13 protein-coding genes are annotated in these 16,359 nt (G+C 72.7%); 5 read left to right on the top strand and 8 right to left on the bottom strand.

Going from position 1 to position 16,359, the window contains the following annotated elements:
* Nucleotides 1–100 precede the first annotated feature (100 nt).
* From SSQG_RS34330 to SSQG_RS34345, 4 genes are all read left to right on the top strand, one after another.
* The gene (locus tag SSQG_RS34330; RefSeq protein WP_003994581.1) at nucleotides 101–2,191 is read left to right on the top strand and encodes an ATP-binding protein; all 2,091 of its coding nucleotides are present in this window, start codon (nucleotides 101–103) and stop codon (nucleotides 2,189–2,191) included.
* Entirely contained in the window at nucleotides 2,188–4,689 is a 2,502-nt protein-coding gene (locus SSQG_RS34335; RefSeq protein WP_003994582.1) for a WD40 repeat domain-containing protein, read from the top strand. Before SSQG_RS34330 ends, SSQG_RS34335 begins: the two co-directional genes overlap by 4 nt.
* On the top strand, nucleotides 4,686–5,534 hold the full coding sequence (locus SSQG_RS38410) for a hypothetical protein (RefSeq protein ID WP_003994583.1): 849 nt from the start codon (nucleotides 4,686–4,688) through the stop codon (nucleotides 5,532–5,534). Before SSQG_RS34335 ends, SSQG_RS38410 begins: the two co-directional genes overlap by 4 nt.
* Before the next feature lie 84 nt (nucleotides 5,535–5,618).
* On the top strand, nucleotides 5,619–7,703 hold the full coding sequence (locus tag SSQG_RS34345; RefSeq protein ID WP_039934240.1) for an NACHT domain-containing protein: 2,085 nt from the start codon (nucleotides 5,619–5,621) through the stop codon (nucleotides 7,701–7,703).
* Nucleotides 7,704–7,705: 2 nt separating this feature from the next.
* Here the strand turns inward: SSQG_RS34345 and rpmF are convergent, their stop codons facing one another.
* The 3 genes from rpmF to SSQG_RS34360 form a co-directional block, all read right to left on the bottom strand.
* Nucleotides 7,706–7,876 (bottom strand): 50S ribosomal protein L32, encoded by a 171-nt coding sequence (gene rpmF / locus SSQG_RS34350; RefSeq protein ID WP_003994585.1) that lies wholly within the window; start codon nucleotides 7,874–7,876, stop codon nucleotides 7,706–7,708.
* A 105-nt stretch (nucleotides 7,877–7,981) separates the two neighbouring features.
* Nucleotides 7,982–9,577: a solute symporter family protein gene (locus SSQG_RS34355; RefSeq protein ID WP_039934241.1), complete on the bottom strand. Its 1,596-nt coding sequence runs from the start codon at nucleotides 9,575–9,577 to the stop codon at nucleotides 7,982–7,984.
* Nucleotides 9,571–10,017: a DUF485 domain-containing protein gene (locus SSQG_RS34360; protein ID WP_003994587.1), complete on the bottom strand. Its 447-nt coding sequence runs from the start codon at nucleotides 10,015–10,017 to the stop codon at nucleotides 9,571–9,573. The genes SSQG_RS34355 and SSQG_RS34360 overlap by 7 nt, the downstream gene beginning before the upstream one ends.
* A gap of 526 nt (nucleotides 10,018–10,543) precedes the next feature.
* Here SSQG_RS34360 and SSQG_RS34365 point away from each other — a divergent pair.
* Nucleotides 10,544–11,038, top strand: coding sequence for an LNS2 domain-containing protein (locus SSQG_RS34365; RefSeq protein ID WP_003994588.1), 495 nt, complete (start codon nucleotides 10,544–10,546; stop codon nucleotides 11,036–11,038).
* A 9-nt stretch (nucleotides 11,039–11,047) separates the two neighbouring features.
* Here SSQG_RS34365 and SSQG_RS34370 read toward each other — a convergent pair whose 3' ends face one another.
* The 5 genes from SSQG_RS34370 to egtA all read right to left on the bottom strand — a co-directional run bounded on the left by SSQG_RS34370 (nucleotide 11,048) and on the right by egtA (nucleotide 15,775).
* The gene (locus SSQG_RS34370; RefSeq protein ID WP_039934244.1) at nucleotides 11,048–11,263 is read right to left on the bottom strand and encodes a dodecin; all 216 of its coding nucleotides are present in this window, start codon (nucleotides 11,261–11,263) and stop codon (nucleotides 11,048–11,050) included.
* A gap of 114 nt (nucleotides 11,264–11,377) precedes the next feature.
* Nucleotides 11,378–12,340, bottom strand: coding sequence for an L-histidine N(alpha)-methyltransferase (gene egtD / locus SSQG_RS34375; RefSeq protein ID WP_003994591.1), 963 nt, complete (start codon nucleotides 12,338–12,340; stop codon nucleotides 11,378–11,380).
* Complete coding sequence (egtC, locus tag SSQG_RS34380) at nucleotides 12,337–13,128, bottom strand: ergothioneine biosynthesis protein EgtC (protein WP_003994592.1); 792 nt, start codon at nucleotides 13,126–13,128, stop codon at nucleotides 12,337–12,339. The genes egtD and egtC overlap by 4 nt, the downstream gene beginning before the upstream one ends.
* Nucleotides 13,128–14,465: an ergothioneine biosynthesis protein EgtB gene (gene egtB / locus SSQG_RS34385; protein ID WP_003994593.1), complete on the bottom strand. Its 1,338-nt coding sequence runs from the start codon at nucleotides 14,463–14,465 to the stop codon at nucleotides 13,128–13,130. The genes egtC and egtB overlap by 1 nt, the downstream gene beginning before the upstream one ends.
* Nucleotides 14,462–15,775 (bottom strand): ergothioneine biosynthesis glutamate--cysteine ligase EgtA, encoded by a 1,314-nt coding sequence (egtA, locus tag SSQG_RS34390; protein WP_003994594.1) that lies wholly within the window; start codon nucleotides 15,773–15,775, stop codon nucleotides 14,462–14,464. The genes egtB and egtA overlap by 4 nt, the downstream gene beginning before the upstream one ends.
* Between the last annotated feature and the right edge of the window lie 584 nt (nucleotides 15,776–16,359).

Raw genomic sequence — 16,359 nt, forward strand, 5'->3', positions numbered from 1 at the left:
GCCTCTTCGCGGGAATGCGGTGCCCGGTGACGAGTCGATCACATACTGTTGTGACCACCGCAACGGGGCGGGACGAGAGCGGGCCGGGGGAAGCATGACCGTGGACGATTCCCTGGGCCAGGACGCCCCGGCGGACATGCCGACCCTGGTCGTCTCCATGTCCACCTTCCGGCTCCCCGCCGCCCCGGCCGGGGCCGCCGGCGACGAGCACGACGACGAGGATCCCCCCGAGCGCAGCGCCTGGGACGACCTGCCGTTCTCCCAGGAGCTGGGCGAACGGGTCTCGCGGCACCTGGCCCCGCTCGTCCCACCGGCCCCCCGCCACCTGCCCGACCTCGACCACACCACCCTCGGGGAACGGATGGCGGAGATACGCGCGGCCATCAAGGCCGGGGGCTGTGCGGTCGTCCACATCGTCAGTCACGGATTCCTGCGGCGCGGATGCCCGGGCGACCTCATGGTGGTCGCCAGCAACACACGTGACCAGCAGGCGAAGACGGCGTTCGACGTGCGGGCCTTCCTCCAGGGCGTCGACGACGACGGCACGGGACGCGTCCTGCTCCTGCTCGACGTGTGCCACGGGGGCGCCGGCATCGACTGGACCCGGAACCTCCCGCGCGCCGAGCGCCGGCTCTTCGTCATCGCCGCCTGCCCGCCGGGCGCACAGGCCTGGGGCGGCCGCTTCTCCCGCGCCGTGTGCGACGTGCTGGACGATCTGACCAAGGGGCACGCCGGGGTCGATCCGAGTGAACAGTACGTGCGGTTGTCCTGGCTGAAGGACGAGGTCTACCGGCGTCTGCTGCGGCTGTGCGAGGACGACGCCTGCCCCGATCAGGAGGTCGTCGCCAGTGAACTGGACGGACCGGACACCCGGTTCCTCGCCAACCCCTGGTACCGCGAGGATCCGGTGGAGCGGCTCAAACTGCGCGACCGGTGGGCACTCCAGGAGTTCATCGACACCGTCCACCCCTCCCTCGACCTCCACCACTACCTCTCCAGGGCATCGGGTCGCGAGACGACGCCCGGCCTGGACGTCCCCTGCCACTTCTCCGGACGGAACCGGGAACTGCGCGCCCTCGCCGACTGGCTCGCCCGGCCGGAGGGCGACGGCGCCGCGGTCGCGGTCGTCACCGGCAGCCCGGGCACCGGCAAGTCCGCCCTGCTCGGCGTGGTGGTCTGCTGCACCCACCCCAAGCTGTGGAAAGCGCTGGACACGGTGGTGAACCACATCCGCGCCCGCAACCGGCCGGACCCCTGGGAGGCCGTCGCCGCCGTCCACGCCCGCGGCATGACCCTGTCCCGGGTCATCGACACCATCGCCGGACAACTGGCCATGACCGCGCCCGACGACGGGTGGAGCACGCAGGGATTCGTGGACGCCGTCGCCGCGCTCCCCGTGGAGCCGCTGATCGTCCTCGACGCGCTCGACGAGGCCAGGGAGAGCGTGCGCATCACCGTGGAACTGCTCGGGCCGCTGGCTCGCCGGGAGTACGCGGACGGGCCGCGCAGCAGACCCTGCCGCCTCCTGGTCGGCGTACGGCCGTACGGGGAATGGCTCCAGCCCCTGCTGCGGGCCGCCGCGGAACCCGGGCAACTGCTCATCGACCTGGACGACACCGACCGGGAGGACCTCACGGACGCGTTGGCCGAGTACGTCGAGGGACTGCTGCGGGACGCCGGCTCGTACGCGGGGCGCGCCCCGGTCCGGCCTGCCCTCGCAGAGGCGGTGGCACGGCGCATCGAGAGCGCCGGAAGGTCGGCCCCGGCCGGCGGGGGAGGGGAGTTCCTCACGGCACAGCTGGCGGCGCGTTCGATCAGTGCCCTGCCGCCGCTGGACGCCGCGGACGTGGAGGCGGCCGTGGACCGCCTTCCGCTGACCCTCGCCGCGCTGCTCGACGGACAGCTCTTCGCCGCGGACGGTCTGGCCTGGGCGCGCCCGGTGCTGACCGCGATCGCCTTCGGCAAGGGGGAGGGGATGCCGGCGGAGCTCGTCCGCAGTGCCGCGGCCGCCTTCCACCCGCGTGGGGACCAACCGAGCCGGGAGGACGTGCTGGAGGTGCTGGCCTCGATGTCGTTCTTCCTGCGCCGGGACATCGACCCCGAGTACGGCACGACGCTGTACCGGCTGTTCCACCAGGAGCTCGTGGACCACCTGACGGCGACCGCCCCGGTGAGCGGAGGGCCGGCATGACCACCCCGGACCAGCCCGCGCCCCGGCACCCGCCCGGAGAGGACGACCTGCGCGAACGGCGCGTCCTGCGGGAGCTGCTGTCGACCGTCCACCGCACCGGGGACACCCTGCGCTGGGACCTGGCGGACCCCTATCTGCGACGGCACGTCGTCGAGCACGCCGCACGCGCCGGCCACCGGCAGCTCGTACGACTCCTCGACGACGGTGAGTTCCTGGTCAACGCCGACCCCACGGCCGTCGCGGCCGTGCTGCCGCCGTTCCGCGACGCCTACCCGCCGCCGGTGCGGCGCACCCTCGACGTCTACTGCGCCTCGATCGGCTGGCACCAGCACGTGGAGGCGAGGGCCCGGCGCCAGATCCTGGCCCTGGACGCCCTGCGGCTGGGCCACCACGAACTGGCCGAGCGCATGCGGCGGGCCCCGGGCGGGCACGTCCTGCCCTGGCGCTGCCTGTGGTCCACCGCCACCAACATCTCGGCGTCCTCGGGCGCGACCATGACCGGCCACGCCGGACGGATCAACGCCCTCGTCACGACGCACGGTTCAAACGGCACCCTCGCGGTGACCGGCAGCGAGGACCGTACGGCCCGGGTATGGGACCTCGGCACCGGAACCACGCGGCACGTCCTGCTGCACGCGCAGGCCGTCAAGGACGTGGCCGTCGCCACGCTCGACGACCGGACGGTGCTGCTCACGGCCGCCGAACGGCTCACCCTGTGGGACCCGGGCACCGGGCGCGCCCTGCGCTCCGTGCCGGTCCCGTCCGGGATCAGGGCGGTCGCCGTCAGCGACGGGACCGGCTGCGCCGTCGTCACGACCGACGGGCCCACCTACGTCGCCGACCTCGGCGCTGGCACGGCCGGCCGGCCGTGGCCGGTGCCCGTGGCCGGCGGCCGCGCCAAGCACGTGGCGGTCGGCCGCGAGGGCGGCGAGCACTTCGCCCTGACGGTCACCGCGCAGCACGGCGTCACCGCGTTCAGCCTCCCCGGGCGGCGGCTCCTGCACCGGGGCAACCCGCTTCCCGGGGATCCCGTCACGGCCTTCACCGTCGCCGACGTCGGCGGGCAGACCCTGGCGGTGACCGGACACCGCAGCGGGGCCATCGCGGTGGCGCACGCCCACACGGGGGCCGTGCTGCACACCCTGCGCCTCACCGGTCTCGCGGAGCACTGGCTCGTCCGCGCCGAGGTGCGGGCCCTCGCGGTGTGCCCCGGCGAGTCGTCCTGGCTGGCCTTCTCGGGCCACAAGGACGGGATACTGCGCGCCTGGGACCTGGCCGCCGGCCGACTGCTGTGGGCCGCCAGACAGCACGCGGGCCCGGTCAACGCCCTCGTCCCGGGTGAGGTGCTGGACACCCCGGTGCTGGTGAGCGCCTCCGACGACGACACCGTCCGCTGCTGGGACACGCGCACCGGATCGCTGCGGGACGTGCTGGCCGGACACACCAGCGGCGTGACCGGCGCCGCGCTGACGCGGGTCGGGGCGCGCCCGGTGGCGGTCACGGTGTCGAAGGACCGGACGGTACGGACCTGGGACACGACACGGGAGGAGCCCCCGCGCGTGCCCGACGGGCATCCCCGGTGGGTCCGGTCCCTCGCCCTGCACCGCGTCGCGGGCCGACTGTGCGCGGTCACCACCTGCCGCGACGACCAGGTGCGCGTCATCGACGCGGGCGACGGTCAGCTGGTCACACGACTCGAGACGACCCGTAACCTCCCGCTGAACACCGCCGTCCCGATCAGGGCCGGGGACACCACCCTCATCGCCGCCGGAGGGATACAGGGGCACCTCGTCCTGTGGGACGTGCGGCCTCCCGCGGGGACACCGGTGGACACCACGAACCTCGGCACCGCCGACGTCGTGGCGCTCGGTGTGCTGCCCCACGACCGGGGAGGCGTCCAGGTCATCGCCGGCGGCAGCGACGGCAGTGTGACCATCTGGTACCCCGGCGGCCGGGCCCCGCTGCGCGACTTCGTCAGCCGGCGGCGCAGGACCGGGGACATCGCCTGCCTGGACGTGGCCGACACCGGCGGCGAACCCCTGGTGGTCACCGGGGACTTCGACGGCTACGTCCGCGTCAGGTCACTGCGCACCGCCGACCTCGTCCACACCCGCCTCTACGGCGCCCCGGTCCGGGCCCTGGCCACCGGGACGCTCGGCACCGACCCCTGCCTCGCCGTGGGCACGGCCGACGGGGAGATCCGGGTGCTCCGGCTCGGCGACGCCGCCGTGCTGGCCGAACTCCGGGGCCATACCGGCGCGGTCCGTTCGCTCACCTTCGCCCGGCTCGGCGGCGAGGACGTCCTCTTCTCCGGCAGCGCGGACGGCACGGTCCGCGGCTGGGACCTGCGCGACGGTGAGCAGGCGCACCGGATCGACCTGCCCGACATCGTCCAGACCGTCGCCCACCGGGAGACCTCCCTCGCCATCGGATACGGGCGCGAGGTGTCGGTCTTCACCCCCGTCACCGCACCGCCCAGGGAAAGCAGGAGCCAGTGAGCCGGATCGTCGCCGTGCACGGTGTGAACCAGTACGACCCCACCCGAGACGCGGACGCGGCCGCCGCCCGCCTCGGCGCGGCATGGGCCCGGGCCCTCAGCCACCAGCTGCCGCGGCCCCTGGGCGACGGTGAGCTGTCCATGACGTACTACGCCGATCTGTTGCAGGCGGTCCGGCCGGCACCGGACGGCCAGGGCCCCGGGGACGACGTGGACGGACTCGCTCCCGACGCGGTGGACGCGGTGCTGCGCTGGGGTGAGCTGCTGGGGGTGAGCACGCGCGACGCGCAGGGGCGCGTACTGACCCCGGTCCGCTGGGTCGCCGACGGGGTGGCCCGGCGCCATGGGTTCGACCAGGAACTCGTCCGGAGGTTCGTGGCCCGGTTCTTCCCCGACCTGCTGGCGTACCTGCACACCCCCGCGGGCCCGCGGGTGCGGCAGCGCCTGGCCGACGCCATCGCCCGGCATGAGCCCCGTGTGCTGATCGCGCACTCACTCGGCTCGGTCGTGGCGTACGACACGCTGTGGCGGTACACCGACCTGAAGGTCGATGTCCTCGTCACCCTCGGCTCGCCCCTCGCGATGCCGGACGTCGTCCTGCCGTACCTCGAACACCCGGACGACTCCCGCGCGTTCAGTCGTCCGCCGGGCGCCGCGGCCTGGGTCAACATCGCCGACCCCGGAGACCTCATCGCTGTTCCGCAGCCCCTCACCGACACCTTCCGTGGCGTGACGTCCTGTGTCTCCACGGGGATCGGTGCCTTCCGCATGCACAAGGCGGGCGGCTACCTGCGCAGTGCCGCGACCGCGAAGGCCCTGCTGCCGTATACGGATCCGCTCGTCTGAAGGCCCCGGGGCGCGGCCGGTCCCGCGTTCAACAGTCACTGCGGCGGGGGGAGTTCCGTGCCCGGGAGGGGTATGCAGCAAGGCATGGTGGGGATCGGGGGGCGGCGGGAACGGGAGCGGCGCCGGGCAGGGATCGTGCTCGGTGTGGTGCTGCTGGTGGCGAGCGCCGGTTACGCGGTGTCCCAGCTGGTGCGCGGCGGGCTCGGGCCGGCCGACACCGCGGGTCTGCTGGGGCTGCCGCTCGGGGCCGCGGGGCTGGTGGCCGCGGTGGCGGCGCTGAGACGACCGGTGCAGGGGACCGACGCCGAGCTGGTGCGGCAGTGGGCCGCGACGCTGGCGGTCCAGGTCCAGGAGACCGAAGGCAAGTTGCGCCGCCAGCTGCTCGGCCGTGACACCCGGCGCATCGACCTGCACTACACACTGCGGCCGGTGCCGGGCCGGGCGGCCGAAGCCCCGGGTGCGGGACGCACTTTCCGCGACCCGGGCGGCCCCGGAGTCGACCCGGACATAGCGGGGTTCTTCCGGGCCACCCGGCCCCGTCGTCTCGTGATCGCGGGCGCGCCCGGCTCCGGCAAGACGGTCCTGGCCCTGGAACTGGTCCTGGCCCTCGCCGCCGACCGCGCCGACACCGACCCGGTGCCCGTGCGCATCCCCATGGCCCAGTGGGACACCGCCCACACCCTGCCCGAACTGCTGAAGGACCACCTCACGCAGGCGCTGGACTGGCCGGCCGAGATGGCGGAGCGGCTGGTGGCCCACGGCATGGTGCTGCCCGTCCTGGACGGTCTGGACGAGATGGACCCGCCGCGCGCCGACGGCACGCCGGACCCGGACGCACCGCGTGCGCGGGCCGCGGTGCAGCACCTGAACGCCTATCAGAAGGGCCTGGAGGCGGGCTCCCTGGTGCTCACCAGCCGCGTCGCGAACTACGACGCGCTGCTGACGCACGAACCCCTCGTCGACGCCGCGCTGGTGGTCATCGCGCCCGTGGCGTCCGAGCCCGCACTGACCTACCTCCGGGACCGTTGCCGCGACCCGGCCCGCTGGCAGCCCCTGCTGGACCACCTCCAGGCTCATCCGTCCTGCGTGCACGCCCGGGCCCTGTCGACCCCCTGGCGGCTGGGCCTGACCGCCACGGTCTACCGCTACCACGGCGAGCCCGCGGATCTGCTCACGCTGCACGACACCGACGCGCTCGACCGGCATCTGCTGGCCCGCTACATCCCCGCCGCCGTCGAACCCGCGGCCGGCGACCCGGCCCCGCCCACCTACGGGCCGACGCAGGTCCACCGCTGGCTCCACCACCTCACCGGGCACCTGACCGGAACCGGCGCGACGGCCTATCGGACCACCGACCTCACCGTGCACGGCCTGTGGCCGCTGGCCGGGCCCGGCCGGGTGCGGGCGGCCGACGCGCTGCTGACGTTCTGCACGATCAGCGCGGTCCTGCCCGCCGCCTGGCTGACCCCGGATCCGGGGGAGGTCGCGGCGAGCGTGCTGGCCCTCGCCGTGGCATGCGGCCTGGCCGCGGCGCTCGCCCTCAGCCCCAGCAGACTCGACTGGCAGAAGCGGCACACGCCCGGCGTGCGGGGGCCGTTCCTGCTGGGCCTCGTCGTCAACCCCGTCCTCGCCACCTTCGTCGGCGTCGCGGCCGGGCTCGCCGTGGGTGCGGCGATCGCGGCGGCCGGGCATCCTGCGGCCGCGCTCGTCGCCGGGACGGTCGTCAGCTGGGTCGCCGGGCTCGGCGCCGGCTTCCGGTTCAGCGTGGCGGCCGGGCTGCGCGGGGCCGCGCCGACGACGGCCGTCGTCCCTCCGGTCGCGCTGCGCGACGACACGGTCTACGGACTCGTCTACGCCGTCTCCACCGGGCTGTTCGGCGGTCTGGCAGTCGGCGGAACGGTGGCGCTGGTCCTGGAGCCGAGCACCGGCCTCGTCGTCGGAGCGGCCACCGCGGTCGCCTCCGGCCAGGCGTCGGGTCTCAGCGCCGCGCGCCGCTACCTGGTCTTCCTGCTCTGTTCGCGCAGGCGGCTGCCCTTCCGGCTGGGCCGCTTCCTGGACTGGGCCTGCTCGGCAGGGCTCATGCGCTATTCCGGTCCCGCGTACCAGTTCCGCCACGCCGAACTGCAGCACTGGATCGCGGCCCACCCGGACCCCGTGGTCACGCCGTAGCGTCAGTCCTCGGGCCGCAGCAGTCCGCGCTCGTAGGCCTTGACCAGGTTCTGCGGCACGAGGTGCCGGACGCCGTCGACCGTGATGGGGACCAGTGCCGGCGTGGCCGCGTTCCACCGGGCGCGGCGGTGGCGGGTGTTGCTGCGGGACATCTTCCGCTTCGGGACGGCCATGGGACTCCTCTTCGTCGGGCAGGGCACCGGGACGCTACATGAAAATGGATCCCATTAACAATATGTCGCGTCCCCGGTGCCCTGCCCGACGTCCCCAAGGGGCCGTCAGTCGTCGGCGCCCACCAGCATCCGCACCTCGAACTCCTCGTGGGCGCTGCTCTCCTCCGGCCGGCTCCTGTCCCGCACGGTGCCGAGCCAGCCCAGGAAGAAGCCCGCGGGGATGGAGACGATGCCGGGGTTCTGCAGCGGGAACCAGGCGAAGTCCGCGTCCGGGTAGATCGACGCCGCGGTGGCGGAGACCACCGGTGAGAACACGACGAGCAGGACGGAGCAGGCCAGGCCGCCGTAGAGGCTGAGCAGGGCCCCCTTCGCCGAGAAGCGCCGCCAGAAGAGGGTGTAGACGATCGTCGGCAGGATGGCGGACGCCGCCATGGCGAAGGCCAGGAAGGCCAGCGTCGCGGTGTTCGCGCCCCAGGCGACGAGGGCGAGCAGGATGCCGAGGACGCCGATGACCGCGCCGGACAGCCGGGCGACGGTCAGTTCCTCCGTCTCGCTGGCCTTGCCCTTGCGGATCACCTCGCCGTACAGGTCGTGGGCGAGGGACGAGGCGGCGGCCAGTGTGAGGCCGACGGCCACGGCGAGCAGCGTCAGATACGCCAGGCAGGTCAGCAGCGCGGTGAGGAGGCTGCCGCCGAGTTCGTGGGCGAGGAGCAGGACGGACGCGTTGCCGGTCCGGTCCGTGCCGACGATGGTGTCCTGGCCGACGAGCGCGGTGGCACCGAGACCGAGGATGCCGGCGCCGAAGCAGACCGCGCCCACCAGGCCGATGGCCCACAGGACGGAGGAGCGCAGTGTGCCGCTGCTGCGCGGGGCGAGCAGCCGCATCAGCACGTGGGGGAGGGCGGCGAGACCGAGGACGATGGCCAGTTCGAGGCTGATGAAGTCCAGCTTGTTGCTGACGGTGCCGCCGTAGCGCAGCCCTGGTTCGAGGAACTGCACCCCGTTTCCGCTGCGTTCGGCCGCCGCGGTGAGCAGGGCGTTGGGGTTCCAGTCGTAGCGGTGCAGCACCCAGCCCGCCGTGAACAGCACGCCCACCACCAGCATCACGGCCTTGATGATCTGGACGACCGTGGCTCCCGGCATGCCGCCGAGGGAGGCGTACAGGATCACGAAGGCGCCGATCACGACCACGCACACGGTCCGTGTGGTGGCGCTGGGCGCCCCGGTGAACTGGGTCAGCAGGGCGACACTGCCCACGAGCTGGGCCACCAGGTACAGCGTCGCGATGGCCAGGATGCACACCGACAGGGCCAGGCGCACCGGCCGCTGCTGCCGGGGCAGGCGCAGCGCGATGGTGTCGCCCAGCGTGAACTTGCCCGTGCGGTGCAGGGGTTCGGCGATCAGCAACAGCACCATCATCCAGGCGACCGTGGTGCCGCCGAGGTACATCAGCCCGTCGTACCCGGTCAGGGCCACCAGTCCCGTACTGCCCAGCAGGGTGGCGGCGGACAGGTAGTCGCCGCACATGGCCAGGCCGTTGCGCAGCGGCGACATGGCACGGTTGCCGAGGTAGAACTCACTGATCTCGTCGCGCTGAGGAGCCGTCAGCAGCGCCGTGAACAGGGTGACGACCACGACGGTCAGGAACAGTACGAACGTCAGCTGAAGGCTGCTGTCGTCGATCGCGGCGACGGTCACCACGTGCGGAACCCCCTGGAACCCTGCTGGAAGAGCTGGCCGGCCTCGTGCTGCGCCGCGGTCTGACGCGTGCGACGGTTCTCGTCCTCCTGCAACCGGGTCCGCAGGCCGTGGGCGAGCGGATCGACCCGGGTGCGCATGTGCCGGACATAGCACCACGAGGTCACACCCATGACGACGAATTGCCCGAGGCCGAGGACGAGCCCGATCGTGAGGCGGCCGAACAACGGCTGGTTCATCACCAAAGGCGCGAAAAACGACAGCAGCACATACAGCAGGAATCCGCCGACGGACAGGATCGTCGCCCGGATACCGAACCGGCGCTGCGCGCGACGCAGGGAGTGAAATTCTGGGTGATCGGATATACGAGACGGCGGAGTGTGTTCGATGTGCGGAAGCGGAAATGTGGGAGTGTCCTCCCGCCGCGGTGGAAATTCGGGCACAGGCGCACCTTCTTCGCTGCTTTGTGCCCCGCACTCGACCCCGTCGAGTCAATGGGTGTCCGGCGTTTCGGGTGGGGTGGAGGGACGCCGGACACGCTGTGAGGGTGCGGGCTCTGTGGGGGGCTCGTGAAACCGAAAAACCAGCTGTTCGGAATCACGCGGACGGCCTCGGGGTTCTGAGTTGGGGGAGCCCCGACCAGCCCCGGCCACGGGTAGTGGCGAGGCTGAATGCGGAGTATGTCAGTGCTGTGCTTGAGCCATCAACTGTGATGATGAATTGACGGTTGTGTATGGCTCGTTCACGTTCCCGGTGAGGGGATGGCGGTACTGCGACCGCCTGCACGAAAGCACCTGCCGGGTGAATAGTCCGGACCATTTCTTCAGCCAGGCTGTCTCAAAACGCACAGGATGCGGGACAGCCCGGCCGACCGGGTCAGAAACGGGCCCCCACGGCGGTTGTACGGGTGTCGCAGAGCAGTGGCCGCCAAGGCGGTGAAGGGTGCCGACACCGCCTAGGGTGGGCAGCGTGAGTGACGACCGCAGCAGGGCCCCGCTGGCCGTGTTCGACCTGGACAACACCCTCGCCGACACCGCGCACCGGCAGCGGTTCCTGGAGCGCAGGCCGCGGGACTGGGACGGCTTCTTCTCGGCGGCGCCGCAGGACCCGCCGCTCCCGGAGGGCGTCGCGCTGGTCAAGCAGTGCGCCGAGGAGTGCGAGATCGTCTATCTCACCGGGCGTCCCGAGCGCTGCCGGCGCGACACGCTCGACTGGCTCGCGGCGCAGGAGCTGCCCGAGGGGCGGGTGTACATGCGGCGCGACGCCGACCGCAGGCCGGCCAGGTTCACCAAGCTGGAGATCCTGCGGCGGCTCGCCCGCACGCGCGAGGTCCGCGTCCTCGTGGACGACGACGAACTGGTCTGCGAGAACGCCCGGCGCGCGGGCTTCACCGTCCTGCAGGCCGACTGGGCGGCCCGGTCGGCCGAGCTGAAGGTGGCGCAGGAGCGGGAAGGGCGGACCTGAGGTCGCGCCCTACTCGGTCTCCTCCAGCCGGAAGCCCACCTTCAGGCCCACCTGCCAGTGCGCGATCTGCCCGTTCTCCAACTGGCCGCGCACCTGCGTCACCTCGAACCAGTCCAGATTGCGCAGGGTCTCCGAGGCCCGGCCGATGCCGTTGCGGATGGCCTGGTCGACGCCGTCGGGGGAGGTGCCGACGATTTCCGTGACGCGGTAGGTGTGCTCTGACATGCCGCTGCTCCTCTTCAGTGACGGGTGTGCCACGCGTCACTCCACCGTGCCCCAAGCGGCGGCGAAACGCGAGACGTCACCTCGCGCCACGCCGCCGTCAGGGGGGCGCCGGTGTCAGCGCGCCACGCTCAGTGACAGCGCGAACCGGCCCGCACTGTCCGTCCACCAGTGGGCCAGCTCCAGCCCGGCCGCGAACAGTTCGGCCCGCACGCCCTCCTGCCGGAACTTCGCCGACACCTCGGTGCGCATCTCCTCTCCCGCCGCGAAGTCGACGGCGAGGTCGAGCGCCGGCACCTTCACCGTCTGGGCCGTACGGGAGCGCAGCCGCATCTCGATCCACTCGTGCCCGGCGTCCCACCGGGCCACGTGGTCGAACGCGTCGGGTTCGAAGTCGGCGCCGAGCTCACGGTTGATCACGGTGAGGACGTTCTTGTTGAACGCGGCCGTCACCCCGGCCGCGTCGTCGTACGCCCGGACCAGCACCTCCTCGTCCTTGACCAGGTCCGTGCCCAGCAGCAGGGCGTCGCCCGGGGTGAGCAGGGCACGCACCGACGCCAGGAACGCGGCGCGCTCGGCGGGCAGCAGGTTGCCGATCGTCCCGCCGAGGAACGCCACCAGCCGCGGTCCCGGGGTGTCCGGCAGCGTCAGTTCCGCGGTGAAGTCGGCGATCAGCGCGTGCACGTCGAGCCCCGGCCGCTCGGCGACGAGCGCCTGCCCGGCCTGCGTGAGGGCGCTCTCGCTGACGTCGACGGGGACGTAGGTGCGCAGATCCGTCAGGGCGTCCAGCAGATGCCGCGTCTTCTCCGAGGAACCGGAGCCGAGTTCGACCAGGGTGCGGGCCCGGGTCGCGGCGGCGATCTCGCCGGAGCGCGCGAGCAGGATCTCCCGCTCGGCGCGCGTGGGGTAGTACTCGGGCAGTTCCGTGATCTTCTCGAACAGGTCGCTGCCGTGCGCGTCGTAGAACCACTTCGGCGGCAGCGTCTTGGGACGGCCGGTCAGACCGCGGTGGACGTCGGCGCGCAGCGCGGCGTCCGTGGCGTCCTCGGGCAGGGTGCGGGTGAGATGGAACGGACTCACGTACGAGGCTCCTTCGGTGGTACGGGGACGAAGGCGTCGGCCGGCTCCTTCAGCGGCGTGAGCAGCACGTCCGTGCGGCTCGCTGCCAGCAGGGTGCGGTCGGGGGCCTCCCGCCAGTGCGGATCGTCGTCGTAGGGCTCGGAGGCCACGACCGTGCCGCCGCCGGGCCGGGTGAGGTACCAGAGGGTGTCGCCCCAGGCGGTCGCGGTGATGGTGTCACCGTCGGTCAGGAGGAGGTTGAGCCGGGAACCGGGGGCCGCGGCGGCGACCTCCAGGACCGTGTCGGCCAGCGCCTGGCCCGGCGCGTCGCCGCTCCGCAGCCGGGCCAGCACCAGCGCCCACACGAGCGCCGAGTCGTTGCGGGCCTCCAGCGCCAGCAGGTCCTCGGGCGGCAGGGTGCGGGAGACCGCTGCCAGCGAGCCAGGCCAGCCCTTGACCGCCCCGTTGTGGCTGAACAGCCAGGTCCCCGCGGCGAACGGAGCCGCCGCGGCCTCCGCGTCCGCGCCCGACAGGGTCGCGTCCCGTACCGCGGCGAGCAGCGCCGTACTGCGGACCACCCGGGCGAGATCGGCGAACGACAGGTCGGCCCAGATCGGCCCGGCCCGGCGGTAGCGAGCCGGCACCGGGTCGCCCTCCGCGTACCAGCCGACGCCGAAACCATCGGCGTTGACCGTTCCGTGCCGCTGCCTCCGGGGCGCCCACGACTGCCGGTACAGAGCGTGCTCGGGCTCCACGAGGAGCCGGCCGAGCGGCTCCACGGGGCCCACGTACGCCACATGGCGGCACATCAGACGTCCTCCGACCGGGCCGTGCGGAACCCGGAGAAGATCTGCCGCCGGATCGGGTAGTCCCAGTTGCGGAACGTGCCCCGGCAGGCCACCGCGTCCACGGCGAAGGAACCGCCGCGCAGCACCTTGTGGTCGGGCCCGAAGAAGACCTCCGAGTACTCCTTGTACGGGAACGCCTTGAACCCCGGGTACGGCAGGAAGTCGCTCGCCGTCCACTCCCACACGTCGCCGATCAACTGCCGTACGCCGAGCGGCGACTCACCGGCCGGGTAGCTCCCCGCCGGGGCCGGGCGCAGGTGCCGCTGGCCGAGGTTGGCGTGCTCGGGCCCCGGGTCGGCGTCGCCCCACGGATAGCGCATCGAGCGGTCACCGGCCGGGTCGTACCGGGCCACCTTCTCCCACTCGGCCTCCGTGGGCAGCCGGCGTCCCGCCCAGCGGGCGTAGGCGTCGGCCTCGTACCAGCACACGTGCAGCACCGGCTCGTCCGGCGGGACGACCTCGGTGACCCCGAAGCGCCGCCGCAGCCACTGCTTGCCGTCCCGCCGCCAGTACAGCGGGTGCGCGATGGAGTTCCGGCGGATGTGGGCCCAGCCGTCCGGTGCCCACCAGCGCGGGTCGTCGTAGCCGCCGTCCTCGATGAACGCCTGGTAGGCGCCGTTGGTCACCGGGGTGGTGTCGATCCGGAACGGCGCCACCTCGCGCCGGTGCGCGGGGCGTTCGTTGTCCAGGGCCCACGGCTCGTCCGAGGTGCCCATGGTGAAGGGGCCTCCGGGGACGAGGACTTCGGACGGGCCGGTGACCAGCGGCACCGGCTCCGGATCGGGCGCGGTCAGTGCCTGCGGGCCACGGCGGAGCTGATGGGTGATCAGCATGGTCTCGTCGTGCTGCTGTTCGTGCTGCGCGATCATCCCGAAGGCGAAACCGGCCTCCGTCAGCCGCGTCCCGTGGAACGCGGCCCGCTCCAGCACGTCCAGCGCCCGGCCGCGTACGTCGGCCGCGTACGTGCGTGCCTCGGCGGGTGACAGCAGGGGCAGCTTCGGGCGCTCGGCCCGAGGGTGCTCGAAGGCGTCGTAGAGGCTGTCGATCTCGGGCCGTATCGGATCGTGCCCGGCGACGGCCCGCAGTAGCCACTGCTCCTCCTGGTTGCCGATGTGCGCGAGGTCCCACACCAGCGGCGACATCAGCGGCGAGTGCTGCGCCGTCAGGTCGGGCTCCTCGATGCAGCTCGTCAGCAGGGTGGTCCGGTCCCGGGCGACGACCAGCGAGGCGACCGCGCGCTCGCGGAGCGCCTCGGGGTCGGCCGTCCCGGTGCCGGCGGCGGGGCTGGTGTCGGTCATGGGCGGAGATCCTTCCCGTGGGCGCGACCGTCCGTGCCGCGCTGTCCGTCGAGCAGGTCGTCGGCGGGGCAGCGGCCCCGGACGACGTAGTGGTCCAGATAGGCGGTGACGGCGTCCGTCACCTCGGGCCCGGCACCGAGCCGCGGCAGGGCCTCCAGCGCCGCCGTGAAGCACGACACGGCCACCTCGCGCAGTTCGGCGTCGGCCAGGCCGTCGCGGGCCGCGTCGAGCCACAGCGGGTTGTGTGGCGCGGGCAGGCCCAGGGTGCGTTCGGCCAGTGGCTTCACGGCCCGATAAGCGGTCTCGGCGGCCTCCGGGTCGTCGAACAGCGCCGTCGTCACGGCCAGCGGCACGATCCAGCCGTCGTCGCCGGGTTGCGCGTCGATCATGCGCAGTTCGAGATGGCCGCGTGGCCTGACCGGCGGGAACAGCGTCGTGAGGTGGTAGTCGAGGTCCTGGTGCGTGGGCGGTCGGGGGAGTCCCTTGCGGGTCCACTCCCGGAAGGTGAGCCCTTCCGGGACGTCCCAGGGCCCGCCGTCGCGCCGTACGCACATCACGGGGGAGTCGAGCACGTGCCGGGCCCACGCGCCGCGCGGGTCGGCGTCCAGGGGCGGTCCGCCCGCCCGGCCGGGGCCGATCCTGGTCCACGTCAGCTGCCGGGTGGAGACCCAGCCGGTCGGCCGGTGACCGGCGAGCGGGGAGTTGGCGAACGCGGCCACCAGGACCGGGCCCAGATGATGGGCCAGCCACCAGCGCCGCACGAAGCCGAGGGGGCCGGGCTCCTCGTGGCCGGCGTCCAGGCACACCTGCACGGAGGCGGAGGCGCACATCATGGCGCGGCCGGCCGGGCCGGTGCGGTCGAGGCAGGCCTCCATGGCGTCGTAGCGGGGTTCGCGCAGGAACCGGCGGGGTTCGTGCCAGGGGTCGTGGCCCAGGCCGACGAGGGCGAGACCGTCGTCGCGCAGGGCCGCGCGGACGGTGTCGAGGTCGGCGGAGACGGTGCGGATGCACTCCGTCAGCGAGGCGGCGGGAGGCGAGCTCAGCTCCAGCTGGCCGCCGGGCTCCACGGTGAGAGCCGACCTGAGGGAGACGGTCCGCAGTGCGGCGTAGGCCGCCTGGAGACGTTCGGGTGTGACGGGGAGCTGCGGTGTATGCAGCTCGTGGACGAGCCATTCCACCTCGACGCCGAGGCGGCGCGGCGGGCCGGTCTTGAAGCAGATGCCGCGGACGAGGGCCTCGACCTCTGCTTCGTTCAGTGCGCTGTGGGGCTGGGTACAGTCACCCGCCGGAGCACTGGACGTATCGGACATGTCTGAATCCTCCTGAGATTCCACCATGCCACCCGTCCGGGCTTCATGACGGCCCGGGCCGGGATCAACTCGTCCCACCCAAGCCTCTGGGATCGCTCGGCACAAGAGGGCAGACCGGGGCGTTCCCGGCCGGTAATCCGCCCAGACCGGGCGTTTTCCCGCGCTTTCCCCGGCGTTTCTCCGAGGGCGAAAACTCCGTTGCGTCGTGCATCCGGCATGACCACCATGTCTGCGTGAGCACGACAGAAAAGCCGTGCGGAGTCCGAGGGCACCACCGGCGGCGAGGATGCCGCGGCGGGAGAAGCGGGCGGTTCTGGCGTTCGACATGGCTGGGTCTGCTTTCATGCGTACGGAGACACTGCGGGCACGGCCGAGAGCCGCTTGGCTGGAATCAAGCTTAGGTTAGCCTAACCTCAAGATGTGTCCAGGGGGCCCTGGTAGCTGTGCCCGGGGGGGTGCGGCGGGGATGCGTGACGAGGCGGTGATCCGGGTCACCGAGGCGCGTGCGGCTGTGCGGTGACGGTGAGTTCGACGTGAAGATTTGGTGTGGCGAGCGCTGTGGTCGGCTGATACGTTCCGGGTGA

Source organism: Streptomyces viridochromogenes DSM 40736, from assembly GCF_000158955.1.
Taxonomy (GTDB): domain Bacteria; phylum Actinomycetota; class Actinomycetes; order Streptomycetales; family Streptomycetaceae; genus Streptomyces; species Streptomyces venetus.

Excerpts from the sequence above, each read along its gene's own strand:
- egtC (WP_003994592.1), bottom strand. The coding sequence starts at position 13,128 with ATGTGCCGCCATGTGGCGTACGTGGGCCCCGTGGAGCCGCTCGGCCGG.
- rpmF (WP_003994585.1), bottom strand. The coding sequence starts at position 7,876 with ATGGCCGTCCCGAAGCGGAAGATGTCCCGCAGCAACACCCGCCACCGC.
- SSQG_RS34370 (WP_039934244.1), bottom strand. The coding sequence starts at position 11,263 with ATGTCAGAGCACACCTACCGCGTCACGGAAATCGTCGGCACCTCCCCC.
- SSQG_RS34335 (WP_003994582.1), top strand. The coding sequence starts at position 2,188 with ATGACCACCCCGGACCAGCCCGCGCCCCGGCACCCGCCCGGAGAGGAC.
- SSQG_RS34345 (WP_039934240.1), top strand. The coding sequence starts at position 5,619 with ATGGTGGGGATCGGGGGGCGGCGGGAACGGGAGCGGCGCCGGGCAGGG.
- egtB (WP_003994593.1), bottom strand. The coding sequence starts at position 14,465 with ATGACCGACACCAGCCCCGCCGCCGGCACCGGGACGGCCGACCCCGAG.
- egtA (WP_003994594.1), bottom strand. The coding sequence starts at position 15,775 with ATGTCCGATACGTCCAGTGCTCCGGCGGGTGACTGTACCCAGCCCCAC.